Annotated in this window: 2 protein-coding genes and 1 pseudogene; all 3 read left to right on the top strand. The window is 70.2% G+C overall.

Annotated elements, in window-relative coordinates; genetic code table 11:
• Positions 1 to 1231 (top strand): flagellar protein export ATPase FliI (gene fliI / locus JYJ84_RS35115; protein ID WP_205190167.1); only part of this gene is annotated, 1231 nt, incomplete at its 5' end.
• A gap of 5 nt (positions 1232 to 1236) precedes the next feature.
• On the top strand, positions 1237 to 1695 hold the full coding sequence (gene fliJ, locus JYJ84_RS35120) for a flagellar export protein FliJ (RefSeq protein ID WP_122946493.1): 459 nt from the start codon (positions 1237 to 1239) through the stop codon (positions 1693 to 1695).
• Between the two features lie 31 nt (positions 1696 to 1726).
• A pseudogene (locus tag JYJ84_RS35125) lies at positions 1727 to 2029 on the top strand (flagellar hook-length control protein FliK); the annotation flags it as partial.

A 2029-nucleotide genomic window follows, 5' to 3' on the forward strand; every position in this document is an offset into this window, starting at 1 on the left:
ATGCACGATCGAACTGCCGCCCGGCAGTACGCTGCCGCATGCGGAAGCCGAAGTCGTCGGCTTCGCTGGCGATCGCCTGTTCCTGATGCCGACCACCGACGTCGCGGGCGTCCTGCCCGGTGCACGCGTGTGGCCGCGCGAAAGCGCGCCCGTCGCCGATCCGCTTGCGGGTGCGAAGCGCCTGCCGGTCGGCTGGGAGATGCTCGGGCGCGTCGTCGACGCGTCGGGCCGCCCGCTCGACGGCCTCGGCCCGCTCGGATCGAAGGTCGACGCACCGCTGTCGGCGCCGTCGATCAACCCGCTCGAGCGCGAACCGATCCATCACGTGCTCGACGTCGGCGTGCGCGCGATCAACGCGCTGCTCACCGTCGGCCGCGGGCAGCGGATGGGCCTGTTCGCGGGCTCCGGCGTCGGCAAGTCGGTGCTGCTCGGCACGATGGCGCGCTACACCAGCGCGGAAGTGATCGTGATCGGGCTGATCGGCGAACGCGGCCGCGAAGTGAAGGAATTCATCGAACAGATCCTCGGCGAGGACGGGCTCGCGCGCTCGGTCGTCGTCGCGGCGCCGGCCGACGTGTCGCCGCTGCTGCGGATGCAGGGCGCGGCCTACGCGACGTCGCTCGCCGAGTATTTCCGCGACCAGGGCAAGCACGTGCTGCTGCTGATGGATTCGCTGACGCGCTACGCGATGGCGCAGCGCGAGATCGCACTGGCGATCGGCGAGCCGCCCGCGACGAAGGGCTATCCGCCGTCGGTGTTCGCGAAGCTGCCCGCGCTCGTCGAGCGCACCGGCAACGGGCCGGAAGGCGGCGGCTCGATCACCGCGTTCTACACGGTGCTGACCGAAGGCGACGATCAGCAGGACCCGATCGCCGATTCGGCCCGCGCGATCCTCGACGGCCACGTCGTGCTGTCGCGCGCGCTCGCCGAGGCCGGCCACTATCCGGCAATCGACATCGAGGCGTCGATCAGCCGCGCGATGACCGCGCTGATCGACGAAACGCATCTCGACCGTGTCCGGCAGTTCAAGCAGATGCTGTCGCGCTACCAGCGCAATCGCGACCTGATCGCTGTCGGCGCGTACGCGCCCGGCCGCGACGCGCAGCTCGATCGCGCGATCGCGCTCTATCCGCGCATCGAGGCGTTCCTGCAGCAGGGCTTTCGCGAATGCGCGCCGTTCGCGTCGAGCCTCGCCGGGCTCGATGCACTGTTCGACGCTTACGGAGGCTGATCCCGATGGCTCACGGCTTTCCCCTTCAGTTGCTGCTCGACCGCGCGCAGGACGATCTCGACTCGGCCACGAAGCAGCTCGGCACCGCGCAGCGCGATCGCACCGCGGCCGCCGAGCAGCTCGACGCGCTGCTGCGCTACCGCGACGAATACCACGCGCGCTTCTCGCAATCCGCGCAGCACGGAATGCCGGCCGGCAACTGGCGCAATTTCCAGGCGTTCATCGACACGCTCGACGCCGCGATCACGCAGCAGCGCAACGTGCTGGCCGCGGCCGAAGTCCGCATCGACGAAGCACGCCCGAACTGGCAACAGAAGAAACGCACCGTCGGCTCGTTCGAAATCCTGCAGGCGCGCGGCGTGGCGCAGGAAGCGAAGCGCGACGCCCGGCGCGAACAGCGCGACGCCGACGAACACGCCGCGAAGATCCTGCGCATGCGGGCCGACGCGGCCCGTTCGTCGTAACCGCCCCCCGCATTCGAACGAGAGAACCGTCATGCCTCCCCTGCCCCTGCTCGGCGCGCTGCTCGACACCGCCGGCACCGCACTCAAGGCCGCCCGCAGCTCGGGTTCGTCCGGCGCCGCCGGCAACGATGCCGCGCCCGCCACGGCCGCCGTGCCGTTCGCGCAGTCGCTGAAGCAAAGCATCATCACGCGTCGCGATGCGTCGCATTCCGGCGTGCCGGATGCGTCGACGAAACTGGCTTCGACGAAGCCGGCGGCCGGCACGAAGCCGTCCGCTGCCGATGACGACGACGCGACCGACGATACGACCACGAACGCCGCCAGCAACCCCGAC

It is taken from the genome of Burkholderia sp. LMG 13014 (assembly GCF_905232215.1).
Lineage (GTDB): Bacteria > Pseudomonadota > Gammaproteobacteria > Burkholderiales > Burkholderiaceae > Burkholderia.

Bases quoted from the DNA above. Each gene is read 5' to 3' on its own strand.
- fliJ (WP_122946493.1), top strand. From the start codon at position 1,237: ATGGCTCACGGCTTTCCCCTTCAGTTGCTGCTCGACCGCGCGCAGGAC.